We start from the raw sequence: 12,377 nt of genomic DNA on the forward strand, positions 1-12,377 counted from the left end.
TAAGGCATAAAAATAGCCGCATGTAGCGGCTATTTTAGTAGATTCTTAAAAGGACATTTTATTGCCCCTCTTGCTCTTTCTTGTTCAACGTATCAAACATTACAGGTGTTGCAATGAACAACGACGAATATGTTCCTACTACGATACCTATTATCATTGCAAACATAAATCCTCGTAATGAATCCCCACCAAAAGTAAATATAGCTAGCAATACAATAATCGTTGTTAAAGAAGTATTTAAGGTTCTTCCTAAAGTACTATTCAAGGCCAAATTGGTGTTTTCACCAGCTTTCCAACCTCTTTCCGCAATAATCTCACGAATACGGTCAAATACAATTACAGTATCGTTTAATGAATACCCAATAACGGTTAGAATAGCTGCGATAAACGCCTGATCAATTTCCATATTAAAAGGCATTATTTTACCAAAAATAGAAAAGATACCAAGTACAATTAAAACGTCATGAAAAACTGCCACTACCGCCCCTAAAGAGAATTGCCATTTACGGAAACGGAATAAGATGTATAAAAACACGACACCTAATGAGCCTATAATTGCCCAAAATGCATTGTTCTTAATATCATCTGCTATGGTTGGCCCAACCTTTTTAGAAGACATAATTCCAATGGCCTTACCGTCGTTAGCTATTGAAAAATCTTCAAAGCTAGTTCCGTCTGGCAAGTACTTTTGTAAAGTAGTATATAGTTTATCTTGAATTTCAACATCAACCTCAGTACCTTCAACATCAACTTTATAAGGTGTCGTAATCATTACTTGATTATCCTCACCAAAGGTTTTAACATTGGTACCACTTCCAAAAATTTGGTTTAATTCTGTTGCCATTTCTGATGCACTCACCGCTTTCTCAAAACGAACTTGGTATGATCTACCACCCACGAAGTCAACACCTTGTTGCAGTCCAGGTCCAAAAAATAAAGAATACAACCCAACTAAAACAAAAAAGGTAGATAACACATAAGCTATTTTTCTTTTTGATAAGAAATTTATGTGAACATTTTTGAATAAGTTTTTAGTTAATCCTGTATAGAAATCTAATCTTCTTTCTTTAGCTCCTAAATACCATCCGATTAACAATCTGGTTACAAAAATCGCTGTAAATAACGAGGTTAAAATACCAATAATCAAGGTAGTAGCAAAACCTTTGATAGGTCCTGTACCAAATACGAATAGTATAATTGCCGTAAGTCCAGTAGTAATATTTGCATCTAAAATCGAGGATAATGCATTTTTAAAACCATCAGCAATCGCTAAGGATTTACCCTTGCCTTTTAATATTTCTTCTTTTATACGCTCAAAGATAAGCACGTTCGCATCCACAGACATACCGATAGTTAAAACGATACCAGCAATACCGGGTAAGGTTAAAACAGCTTGGATACTGGTTAATACACCGAAGATTAACAAAATATTGAATATCAATGCGATATCTGCAAAAACACCTGCTTTACCGTAGTAAAAAATCATCCAAACTAAAACAAAAACCATGGCAATGGCAAAAGAGTTGAAACCACTATCAATAGCTTCTTGCCCTAAAGAAGGCCCTACAATTTCTGATTGTACAATCTCTGCTTTTGCAGGCAATTTACCAGCTCTTAAAACATTGGCAATATCTTTGGTTTCATTTAATGTAAAAGTCCCTGTGATTTCAGAACGCCCCCCTGAAATACCACCAACTTGTGATACTCCTGGTGCGGTATATACCTTGTTATCTAAAACAATCGCGATCCCTGTGTTATTAAGATTGGCTTCGCTAGTTAATTTTTCCCATTCTTTAGCGCCACGCGTATTCATACTCATACTAACGGCGGGTCTATTACGCTGATCAAATACATCACTTGCATCACTAACCACATCACCACTAATTCTTGGTGTAGCCATTCTGTTTGATTTTACAGCAAACAATCCTACAATTTCAGAACCTTCTGTTGGTCTTTCCCATAAAAACTTTACGAACTGTAATTCTTTAGGGATTAATCTGCGAATTTCAGGCATGCCTAAATACGCACTAATCTGAGCCGTATCCTTAGTTGCTGCTCTAACAAATGAATAGCTGTTTGGATCTCCCGGGATCAATAAATTTCCTAGAGGATTTACTTCACTGGCGAAATCAATTGAATCTTGTGCAACATCGGATAATAGCGAGTCTATTTCAGATTCTTCCTTTACTATACTTTCAGGCTGGTCTACCTCGACAATAGTTTTTAATTTCTCATTTGCATCAAATAAGAACTTACTTAAAAATTGATTATCCGGTCTGTAGGTTTCCCAAAACTCTAATTGTGCTGTACTTGAAAGCAATTCTTGCGCTCTAGAAATATCTTTTGCTCCTGGCAATTCTACCAAAATACGACCCGAAGTACCTTCACGTTGAATGTTTGGCTGTGTAACACCAAAACCATCGATACGCTCTCTTAGTACTTCAAAAGCAGATATGATTGATTCATCAATTTTAGTTCTGATAATAGGTTTCACCTGCTCATCAGTCATTTGAAAATTAATCAAATCACTTAGTCCTTTGTTTGCAAAAATCTCAGGAGACGCTAACTTTGTATCGCCTTTTAAATTATCAAATGCTTGAAAAAATAAATCAACATAAGTATCGCTGCTGCTTTTCGAAGCCACATCGGCTTCTGCCAAAGCTTTATTAAAAATGGCATTGGTTGTATTATTGGCTAAGCCCTTTAAAATATCCTTTACCGATATTTGAAGAGTCACGTTAATACCTCCTTTTAAATCTAAACCTTTGTTTAGCTCTTTTTTCTTTGCTTCATTGTAGGTAGTAAATCCTAGGATAGATTGCTCCCCTATGGAGTCTAAATACCTAGTTTCAACCTCTTTCCTAAGATTAGAAAAATCATTTTCTGTACTGGAAATTGTGTTTTCAGCAAAGCTTGCTGCCTTTTCTTCAACATTGTTTGTGATGAATGTGTAAGATAATTGGTAGATACTTACCAATCCAAACAAAAAAGCGAAAAGCTTTATAAGTCCTTTATTTTGCATTAGTTACTATATTAAATTCTGGTTTTTTTTTGTAAGCGTGCAAATATATCATTTAAGATAGGAATTGACAATATATTTTACATTTAAAAACAAGGGCAGTAATCTAACTGAAAACTGCCCTTGCTCGTTTTGTATACTACAGCTTTTAAAGCGCTAATAAATCATTGGTCTTCTTTACTCCATCTGCACTTTCTTGCATTTTTGCTTTTTCAGCATCACTCAAAGGAATGGTAATAATTTTTTCAATTCCGTTTTTGCCTAAAAGTACTGGTACACCAATACAAATATCGTTTAAATCATATTCACCCTCTAAGAAAGTAGAACATGGAAACATTTTCATTTGATTACAAGCTATGGCTTGAACCATACTTGAAACTGCTGCTCCAGGAGCATACCAAGCGCTTGTACCTAATAATTTGGTTAATGTGGCTCCGCCTACTTTTGTATCTTCAGCTACTTGATTTAATCTTTCCTCAGACAAGAACTCAGAAACTTTAATACTGTTCCGTGTGGCATGTGAAGTAAGTGGTACCATACCTGTATCACTATGACCTCCGATAACCATACCATCGACATCAGAAATTGGAGCTTCTAAAGCTTCAGCCAATCTATATTTAAAACGAGCACTGTCTAAGGCACCACCCATTCCTATAATTTTATTTTTTGGAAGATTTGTAGTCTTATGAACCAAATAAGCCATGGTATCCATAGGGTTACTCACCACTATTAAAATTACATTTGGTGAATGCGCTATTAAGTTAGAGGCTACTGACTTTACAATACCAGCATTAATTCCTATAAGCTCTTCTCTTGTCATTCCTGGTTTGCGAGGAATACCAGAAGTAATCACTGCAATATCACTACCAGCTGTTGCAGCATAATTATTAGTAATCCCTGTTATTTTGGTATCAAAACCATTCAAGGACGCCGTTTGCATCAGGTCCATTGCTTTACCTTCGGCAAAGCCTTCTTTAATGTCTAATAAAACTACTTCTGATGCGAAATTTTTTATAGCTATGTATTCAGCACAACTTGCACCCACAGCGCCTGCTCCTACTACTGTAACCTTCATTTGTTTATTTTTAGTATTGATTTTATTTAAGTAAACTCAAAATTACTGAAATTAAAAACGAAAACCACGTTTTGAAATCATTTTTTAACCGCTTCCTTTATTTAAAATAGTTTTAAATGTTAAAGAAAAAAGTAATACATCGAAAATGTGGGGTTTAGGGATGTCATACATCGAAAGAATTGTTGCTGCTTCTTAATATTTTGTACATTTCACATCCCAAATTAAACCTACTTATCATGAAGAAAATCTGCAGTATTGTAGCATTTTGTGTCATTTTTGCATTCACGAATTGCTCTAAACCAGCTATTAACAACGACCCTGTTATTGGTATTTGGACCAATGTTGTCTCAAATCAATCCATGGAAAACACAAAATCAAAAACCGAATTCGAATGGATATTTAACGATGCCTATTTAGGGAGATATCATCAATACACAAACAATAATCTAATTGTTCAAACTGATTTTTCTTGGAAAAAAGAGAATGATGTGTATACGATTTCTTATCCAGGTACCGATATTCCCGATGAAGAAGTAAAATTAATTGTCACAACACTTCAAAAAACAAATGGCGCTATTTTTGCCATAAGAGAATAAGAAGAATATCACAAAATATACTACCTAAAAAAAGGGACATTAGTTGATAACTAATGTCCCTTTTTTTATGATGTATTTGATACTCTATTACCTAAATCCAAAATTAATACCTACCGATAAGCTATTAAACTCAGCAATAGTATAATCCGCATTCAGTCTAAAAAAACCAAGCTTTAATTTTGTTCCAACATTTGCAGTGACACCACTTACTTCACGATTTAAACTAAAAGGATCTTCTACACTGGGTGACGTAATAAAGCCACTTTCATAGGTACCTAAAAAATCGATTGTAGATTTACCCTTTAAGTACCCTAAGCCACCGTAAAAATTAATCACCGGTAATTTTGTAGAAACCACAGCCTGAAATACCCAACTATTCATATCTGTTTCAATTCTCTGATCAGACCCTGCTATAATCCCTGTATTTGTAAAATCATAGGAGGCATCAAGATGAGTATATCCAATTACTCCAGATATCGCCACTGGCCAAATTTTATCTACGGGTAAAAGGCTCGTAAACTCGTGCTGAATACCTACTCCATAGAAACCGACAGAAACCTCATCCGTAGCTATTTTAGGTAAAAAACGCGCCTTTAGCTCTGTTCCTTTAAAAACCCCTACACTTGCTTGAAGAAAAGCAGAGGGAACAAAATTTATACCTTCTCCTGATAAACCAGACGGCAATTCAAATTGCTGTCTTTGTGTGATTCCGGGTGCTATCTCACCTTCCACAAAAACGGTAATGCCTTCGATATCTCCTAAGGCAGTTGACACTTGTTGAGATACACTGCCATCTTCAAATTGTAGATTTTCATAGTCAGCCGTATTTAAAACAAATGACTTTTTGTTGTTTTTATTCTTAAAAGAAGCCATATTCCCCACCAAAGAGATCTCAAAACCTAAAAGCGGCTTCGCTTTTCCTGAATTGTACCAGCCATTAGATATGCTGTATAAGGCGCCTTCTGAAAGGGGGCCAAAATAGTCATTTGAAAATCGTTCTGCATCCGCAACACCTGCGGCAAAAATATCGTTAGCGTTTGATTGTGCTTTCCCAAAGGTGCAGGACCCTACGAGAACTGCTAAAAAAAAGTATTTCATAAGATTTTTAATTTGGGGTAAAACTAAAAAACTCGCACGTAGTGTGCGAGTTTTTGTTGTGAAACTATGATTTCTTATGCATCAATGTTGGCATAAACCGCATTTTTCTCAATAAATTCTCTTCGTGGTGGAACTTCATCCCCCATTAACATAGAGAAAACACGATCTGTTTCTGTGGCATTATCTATAACAATTCTTCTTAAAGTTCTGAACTCAGGATTCATGGTCGTATCCCATAGTTGTTCAGCATTCATTTCTCCTAGACCTTTATAACGCTGAATACCTACACTACCATTAAAGCTTTCTGCAATTTCATCACGCTCTTTATCATTCCAAGCATAGCGCTTCTTATTTCCCTTTTTAACTAAATATAAAGGCGGTGTTGCGATATAAACGTGCCCGGCTTCTATTAACTCACGCATGAATCTAAAGAAAAAGGTAAGAATCAAGGTTTCGATATGACTACCATCGACATCCGCATCACACATGATGACTACCTTGTGATATCTTAACTTATCTAGATTTAAGGCTTTACTATCTTCTTCAGTACCTATAGATACCCCTAAGGCTGTATAGATATTTTTAATCTCCTCGTTTTCAAAAACTTTATGTGTCATGGCCTTTTCAACGTTCAAGATCTTACCTCGCAAAGGCAAAATAGCTTGGAACATTCGGTCACGACCCTGTTTAGCCGTACCTCCCGCCGAATCTCCCTCGACAAGAAAAACTTCACAATTTACGGGGTCCTGATCGGAGCAATCTGATAATTTTCCAGGTAAACCACCTATACTCATAACCGTTTTACGCTGTACCATTTCACGCGCTTTCGTCGCTGCGTGTCGGGCAGTTGCTGCTAAAACTACTTTTTGTACAATTATTTTAGCATCCTCAGGATTTTCTTCTAAATAATCAGTCAACATTTCCGAAACTGCTTGACTCACAGCTGCAGAAACATCTCTATTTCCTAATTTAGTTTTCGTCTGTCCTTCGAATTGTGGTTCTGCCACCTTTACAGAAATAATTGCCGTTAAGCCTTCTCTAAAATCATCTCCCTGAATTTCAAACTTTAATTTATCTAACATTCCAGAGGCGTCTGCATACTTCTTCAAAGTACCCGTTAAACCCCTTCTAAAACCAGATAAATGTGTACCCCCTTCGTGGGTGTTAATATTATTTACATAAGAATGTAAATTTTCAGTGTACGAGGTATTATAAATCATAGCTACCTCTACTGGAATTCCGTTTTTCTCTCCTTCAATAGCTATAACTTTCTGAATAAGAGGCTCACGATTACTATCTAAAAACTTAATAAATTCCTTTAGGCCTTCTTCTGAAAAGAAGCGTTCTTGGACAAAACCACTTGGACTGTCTTTATCCTTTTGACGTTTATCCATAATGGTGATAGAAAGCCCCTTATTTAAAAATGAAAGCTCACGCATTCTATTGGAAAGCGTTTCATAACTAAACTCTATTGTTTGCGTAAAAATAGTATCATCTGGAATAAAAGTTACCTCAGTGCCCCTAAGATCTGTTGTACCAACGCTTTTAACAGGATACATGGCTTTACCCTTTTCATATTCTTGCTCGTAAATAGTACCATTCCTAAAAACCGTTGCTTTTAAATGGTTTGAAAGTGCATTTACGCAAGATACCCCAACACCATGTAAACCACCAGAAACTTTATACGAATCTTTATCGAATTTACCACCGGCACCAATTTTAGTCATGACTACTTGTAACGCAGAGACACCTTCTTTTTTATGAATATCAACAGGAATACCACGACCGTTATCTCTAACGGTTACAGAATTATTTTCATTGATGGTCACTGTAATTGTATCACAATGCCCACCCATGGCTTCGTCAATTGAATTATCAACAACTTCATATACCAAATGGTGCAAGCCTCTAATACCCACATCACCAATATACATGGAAGGTCTCATGCGCACATGCTCCATACCTTCTAACGCCTGGATACTATCCGCCGAATAATCTTTCATAGGCAAATTTTCATTCTTTTTTGCTTCTTCAGACTTTTTATTTTCTAGGTCGTCATTTTTTGCTTCTTCGCTCATAAATTAATGGTTTCGTTGTAATTTTAGCAATCTTACAAATATAAAGATTACCTACTAGAATTAGGCGTTTAAACCAAATAGCAACAGCTAAGTTATCAACAAAAATTGTGGAAAATATATAGGCCTATTTATATTTTTAAAGAAAAAAATAGTAGTAAACTCAGGCCTTTAACCCAAAGAAGCACCCTACAGGGTGCTTCTTACGGACTACATATCATTAAAACTAAAAATGATCATGCAAAAATTAAGCTTTTACATAGGCGTCAGCATGCACATTAGCCACGGCCCTACCAGAAGGATCGTTCATGTTTTTAAATGCCTCATCCCACTCTAAAGCTATTTTAGTACTACAAGCAACGGATGCTTCTTGAGGAACGCAAAGCGCTGCAGCATCTGACGGAAAATGTGACTCAAATATAGAACGGTAATAAAATTCTTCCTTTGATGTTGGTGTCTGCAGTGGAAACCTGAATTTAGCATTCGCTAATTGTTCGTCACTTACCTCTACTTTAACTACCTCTTTCAGGGTATCAATCCAACTGTACCCTACCCCATCCGAAAATTGTTCTTTTTGACGCCATGCGACGCTTTCAGGTAACATTTCTTCAAAAGCTTTACGTACCACCCATTTTTCCATGCGTTCGCCATTAATCATTTTATCTTGTGGATTGATGCGCATAGCTACATCCATAAATTCTTTATCTAAAAATGGCACACGACCCTCTATTCCCCAAGCAGCTAATGATTTATTCGCTCTTAAACAGTCGTACATGTGTAATTTACTTAATTTACGGACCGTTTCTTCATGAAATTCTTTAGCATTAGGTGCTTTATGAAAATACAAATAGCCTCCAAACAATTCATCTGCACCTTCTCCAGAAAGCACCATTTTTATCCCCATAGATTTGATAACTCTAGCCATTAAATACATGGGCGTTGAAGCTCTAATCGTAGTGACATCATAGGTTTCTAGATTGTAAACGACATCTTTTATAGCATCTAGGCCTTCTTGAATCGTAAATTTAATTTCGTGATGAATGGTACCGATATGATCGGCGACTTTCCTAGCCGCTGCTAGATCAGGCGATCCTTCAAGACCTACTGAAAATGAGTGCAACTGCGGGTACCAAGCCTCTGCAGTATCATCTGATTCGATTCTTTTTTGGGCGTATTTTTTAGCAATAGCAGAAGTCACTGAAGAATCTAGCCCTCCTGATAACAAAACACCATAAGGTACATCAGACATTAATTGTCTGTGAACGGCCGCTTCTAAAGCCTCTTTAATGGCTGCAATGCTGGTTGTGTTATCTTTTACAGCCTCGTATTCCATCCAATCACGAGAATACCATTGTTTTAATTCGCCATCCGAGCTGTGCATATAATGTCCCGGAGGAAAAAGTTCTATTTTAGTACAGGTTCCTTCTAAAGCTTTTAATTCGGAGGCTACGTAAAAAGTGCCATTTTTATCCCAACCCATATATAAAGGAATTATTCCCATATGGTCTCTTGCTATAAAATATTCATCTTTTTCCACATCATAAATGGCAAATCCAAAAATGCCATTCATTTCATCCAAAAAGTGAACTCCTTTTTTTTGATACAATGCCAAAATCACCTCACAATCGGATTCAGTTTGGAAATTGTATTTTCCCTCAAACTGCTTTCTAAGTTGCCTGTGGTTATAAATCTCACCATTGGCAGCGAGTATTAATTTTTTATCTTCACTAAATAAAGGTTGTTTTCCAGAAGCTGGATCTACAATAGCCAAACGCTCGTGAGCTAATATGGCTTTATCATTTGCAAATATTCCACTCCAATCTGGCCCTCTATGTCTAATTTTTTTTGACATCTCAAGCAACTGAGGTCTTAATTCTTCCGTACTCTCTTTTACATCAAACGCACATACAATTCCACACATAACATATCACTTTATAATCAATAGTAAAGCAAAGATGGGTTTAATGTTTCTTTTAAAAAACATAAACACTAAAAACGATTACAATTTAAAACATATAACTATTTTTTAGTATTTTATTGTAACTATTATTAGTGCAAAATAAGATCAAATTTCTTTTTTTGTAAGTTTAAAAAAATGTTACGACTTTAGCAGGCAGAAACTAAGCTAGATTGCTCAAGTAAAAACACTTAAACAAACAACAATGAAAAAATTTATCAAAATTGCCTTAATTTCAGCTTGCTTTATTTTTACTGCAAATCTAAGTGCACAAAAATTCAGCAGCTTAGACCAGAGTCCTATGGATGCAGCTTCTTATCCAAGCAGTTATAAAATTGCCGACAAATTAGCAAAAGTTACCTACAGTAGACCTCAATTAAAAGGAAGGTCTGTTTCTGAACTAGCTCCTGCAGGTAGTGTTTGGCGAACAGGCGCAAATGAATCGGTAGAGATCACATTTTATAAAGACGCTACTTTTGGAGGTACATCAGTTAAAGCTGGTACTTATTCGTTATTTACAATTCCAGGCGAAAAAGAATGGACAGTTATTTTAAACAAGAACTTAAACCAGTGGGGAGCTTATACGTATGATAAAGCTGCTGACTTGGTGCGCGTAAAAGGAACTGTTAGCACTGGTAAGGAATCTTTAGAAAATTTATCTATGATTTTCCATGATGGTACTACAGGTCCAGAATTAGTTATGGGTTGGGGAACAGTTATCGTTACCGTTCCTGTAAGCGAAAAAAAATAAAAGAAGCACAGCCTTAACCTAAAAAGTCCTGAAGTTTTGAACTTCAGGACTTTTTATTGTTTTGACCTACCTATTCCCTTACTTTAAACTTTTACCGGCTATAAAAACGCGCGATGCAGTTGTCGTTGCAATTTCTTCTTCTGGGATAGTCATAATATCTTTTTCTAGGATTACAAAATCAGCAAATTTACCCACTTCAATACTCCCTTTTTCTTCTTCTTCAAAGTTACTATAGGCTGCCCAAATGGTCATTCCTTTAAGCGTTTCTTCTCTAGTTAATTTATCATTCGATTGAAACCCTCCTTCAGGAAATCCATCGGTATCTTTTCGTGCTACTGCAGCATAAAAAGTTAAAAACGGACTTACCTGTTCTACAGGAAAATCGGTTCCTAAAGCCACTATTCCCGCCTTATCTAAAAGTGTTTTATAGGCATAAGCACCCTTTACGCGCTCAGCTCCTAGCCTATCGGCAACCCAATACATATCGCTAGTGGCATGAGTTGGCTGTATAGACGGAATAATTCCTTCTTCAAAATAGTCAAAGTCTAAAGGTGCAATGACTTGGGCGTGTTCAACTTTCCAACGTCTATCCTTTTTACCTTTTAAAGCATCTTTATACGCTTTTAACACCACAATATTCGCTGAATCACCAATAGCGTGCGTATTCATCTGATACGAGCTTGCTGCAATTCGATGGGCTAATTTTTCAATTTCATCAACAGGCGTTACCATAGCTCCGAAGTGATTATGCTGGTCAGTATACGATGCTTTTAAAACAGCCCCACGAGAACCCAATGCGCCATCTCCATATACCTTTACAGAGCGAACATTTAAATAATCGGTTTTGATGATACCTTTGTCTAAATAATAATCTAAGTTCTCAGGAGCATTAGAAATCATGGCATATACGCGCATGGATAAGTCCCCTGATTGTTGTAAACTGTCTATAAGCTCAATCACTTCTCGAGACAACCCTGCATCATTTACGGTGGTTAACCCGTTGTTTATAGCAATTTGTTGCGCATCTTTTAGCGCTTGAATCATCACTTTTTTAGAAGGTTTAGGCAAGATAGCGTCTACCAAATCCATAGGACCATCGACTAGAATACCTGTTATTTTTCCATTCATTTTTATAATTTCACCACCTATTGCTTTTGTATCCATGGTGATTCCGGCTAAGTCGAGCGCTTTCTGGTTTACGATATACGCATGCCCATCAATACGCTGCAAAACTACTGGCGTTTCAGGATATAAGACGTCTAATTGTTCTTTGGTAGGAAACTCTTTAACTTCCCAGTCGTTTTGATCCCAACCACGACCGATGATAAAATCTCTTTTATTTTTTAATTGAAAGGTTTTTACTTTTTCCAGGATCTCATCATAACTCTTGGTGCCCACTAAATCAAGTTCTTGTTGGTCGATTCCCAATCTAAAAAAATGACAATGTGCATCGATTAAACCCGGCACAACAGCCTTACCTTGAGCATCAATAAATTGCTCCGTACTATACTTTTCTGAAATTTCTTCATTGGTGCCTATAGCTATAAACTTACCATCTTTAACCGCAAAGGCTTGGGCTTTAGAAAAAGAAGCGTCCACAGTATAAACCGTAGCGTTTGTAATTATCAAATCAACCTGTTCTTTCACTGATTCACAACTGCCTATAAGTATGGAAAAAAGTAGCAATATTCTTTTCATGTTTTTGGTTTTTTTAGCTAAAAATAAATTAATTAGGATAGTGTTTTATAGCGGTAATTTTTGAGGCTACAAAGTACAACATTTATCTATAATTCATAAAATATTGAA

General features: G+C 36.2%; 8 protein-coding genes. 2 read left to right on the plus strand and 6 right to left on the minus strand.

Annotated features, from left to right (window positions below; genetic code table 11):
* Positions 1–58: 58 nt before the first annotated feature.
* Both secDF and GQ45_RS06625 read right to left on the minus strand, forming a co-directional pair.
* On the minus strand, positions 59–3,022 hold the full coding sequence (gene secDF / locus GQ45_RS06620) for a protein translocase subunit SecDF (RefSeq protein WP_047416135.1): 2,964 nt from the start codon (positions 3,020–3,022) through the stop codon (positions 59–61).
* Positions 3,023–3,167: 145 nt separating this feature from the next.
* A complete protein-coding gene (locus GQ45_RS06625) occupies positions 3,168–4,094 on the minus strand; it encodes a malate dehydrogenase (RefSeq protein WP_047416136.1) in 927 nt (308 codons plus the stop codon).
* 236 nt (positions 4,095–4,330) lie between these two features.
* On the opposite strand from GQ45_RS06625, the gene GQ45_RS06630 reads away from it, so the two are divergent.
* A complete protein-coding gene (locus GQ45_RS06630; protein WP_047416138.1) occupies positions 4,331–4,690 on the plus strand; it encodes a hypothetical protein in 360 nt (119 codons plus the stop codon).
* Between the two features lie 87 nt (positions 4,691–4,777).
* Here the strand turns inward: GQ45_RS06630 and GQ45_RS06635 are convergent, their stop codons facing one another.
* The 3 genes from GQ45_RS06635 to asnB all read right to left on the minus strand — a co-directional run bounded on the left by GQ45_RS06635 (position 4,778) and on the right by asnB (position 9,784).
* Positions 4,778–5,788: a DUF6588 family protein gene (locus tag GQ45_RS06635; RefSeq protein ID WP_047416139.1), complete on the minus strand. Its 1,011-nt coding sequence runs from the start codon at positions 5,786–5,788 to the stop codon at positions 4,778–4,780.
* 74 nt (positions 5,789–5,862) lie between these two features.
* Complete coding sequence (gyrB, locus tag GQ45_RS06640) at positions 5,863–7,791, minus strand: DNA topoisomerase (ATP-hydrolyzing) subunit B (RefSeq protein WP_052188359.1); 1,929 nt, start codon at positions 7,789–7,791, stop codon at positions 5,863–5,865.
* Between the two features lie 319 nt (positions 7,792–8,110).
* On the minus strand, positions 8,111–9,784 hold the full coding sequence (gene asnB, locus GQ45_RS06645) for an asparagine synthase B (protein WP_047416140.1): 1,674 nt from the start codon (positions 9,782–9,784) through the stop codon (positions 8,111–8,113).
* Positions 9,785–10,025: 241 nt separating this feature from the next.
* On the opposite strand from asnB, the gene GQ45_RS06650 reads away from it, so the two are divergent.
* The gene (locus tag GQ45_RS06650; RefSeq protein ID WP_047416141.1) at positions 10,026–10,571 is read left to right on the plus strand and encodes a DUF2911 domain-containing protein; all 546 of its coding nucleotides are present in this window, start codon (positions 10,026–10,028) and stop codon (positions 10,569–10,571) included.
* A 78-nt stretch (positions 10,572–10,649) separates the two neighbouring features.
* Here the strand turns inward: GQ45_RS06650 and GQ45_RS06655 are convergent, their stop codons facing one another.
* A complete protein-coding gene (locus GQ45_RS06655) occupies positions 10,650–12,269 on the minus strand; it encodes an amidohydrolase (RefSeq protein WP_047416142.1) in 1,620 nt (539 codons plus the stop codon).
* Positions 12,270–12,377: the final 108 nt, after the last annotated feature.

Source organism: Cellulophaga sp. Hel_I_12 (assembly GCF_000799565.1).
Classification (GTDB): Bacteria; Bacteroidota; Bacteroidia; order Flavobacteriales; family Flavobacteriaceae; genus Cellulophaga.

What these genes read in the sequence shown, in the direction of transcription:
- asnB (WP_047416140.1), bottom strand. Translation starts at nt 9,784, where the DNA reads ATGTGTGGAATTGTATGTGCGTTTGATGTAAAAGAGAGTACGGAAGAA.
- GQ45_RS06650 (WP_047416141.1), top strand. Translation starts at nt 10,026, where the DNA reads ATGAAAAAATTTATCAAAATTGCCTTAATTTCAGCTTGCTTTATTTTT.
- gyrB (WP_052188359.1), bottom strand. Translation starts at nt 7,791, where the DNA reads ATGAAAGATTATTCGGCGGATAGTATCCAGGCGTTAGAAGGTATGGAG.
- GQ45_RS06630 (WP_047416138.1), top strand. Translation starts at nt 4,331, where the DNA reads ATGAAGAAAATCTGCAGTATTGTAGCATTTTGTGTCATTTTTGCATTC.
- GQ45_RS06655 (WP_047416142.1), bottom strand. Translation starts at nt 12,269, where the DNA reads ATGAAAAGAATATTGCTACTTTTTTCCATACTTATAGGCAGTTGTGAA.
- secDF (WP_047416135.1), bottom strand. Translation starts at nt 3,022, where the DNA reads ATGCAAAATAAAGGACTTATAAAGCTTTTCGCTTTTTTGTTTGGATTG.
- GQ45_RS06635 (WP_047416139.1), bottom strand. Translation starts at nt 5,788, where the DNA reads ATGAAATACTTTTTTTTAGCAGTTCTCGTAGGGTCCTGCACCTTTGGG.
- GQ45_RS06625 (WP_047416136.1), bottom strand. Translation starts at nt 4,094, where the DNA reads ATGAAGGTTACAGTAGTAGGAGCAGGCGCTGTGGGTGCAAGTTGTGCT.